Source organism: Oleiphilus sp. HI0132 (assembly GCF_001635845.1).
In genome coordinates this window covers 1-681 of sequence record NZ_LWGJ01000240.1, presented here as the reverse complement: position 1 = coordinate 681, position 681 = coordinate 1, and the positions used below count along the sequence as shown (strand labels likewise).

Here is a 681-nt window from a genome sequence, read left to right as displayed (position 1 = left end):
ATCGGGCTCTCTAGGAGGGCAGTCGGATTCTGATGCCATGGAGGGAGATGCATGGTTGGGTGCGAGAATTATAAAGGTCTATGCAGAGGATTGGCTTAAGGGGGCGTCTAGATTTGCGTCCCTCTTATTGCCTTACTTGGCTGAAGAAAAAAATACGGCAGATCAGATAGCCAAGTTAATGGATACAAAACATGCTGGAGCCGGGCAGTTTCCTTCCGGCTTGATCAATAAGGATCAGGGTGAAATGGATAATATTCACCCATCAATGGATCCAGATTTGATCGGCGATGCGAGCGCAAATGAGGCAGGAGCAAGGGAATCTAACCTAGGTGAAAGCTCACAATCAGATGGCAATGGCCAGTATCGTGAACCATTCGAGTATGGGGAAATTTTAAAATCCGCAGGTATCGACCTATCAGATCATCAAATCGCAGTGCGTTATTACCGTGAGCGCTCAATACCACATCTGGTTTCGTTTCCATCAAAGAGGCAGCTCGTGAAAACCGAACTTATTCCGGAAGGAACAACTCTTTGGGAACCGGGGGAGCCAATTGAAGATGTGGACTGGTTTAGCTCAATGTCCATGAGTCACAAGGTGATACCGGGTGTTACCACCGTTAAGCGAGAATGGGGATTTGACGAGGGTGCAGAGCCAGAGGTAGAACCTTGCGATTTAGATTT

Annotated in this window: 1 protein-coding gene; it reads left to right on the top strand. The window is 47.6% G+C overall.

The genetic code is table 11. From position 1 onward, the window contains the following. The coding region (locus A3766_RS30240) for a hypothetical protein (RefSeq protein ID WP_197479246.1) at positions 1 to 681 on the top strand (681 nt) is incomplete at both ends.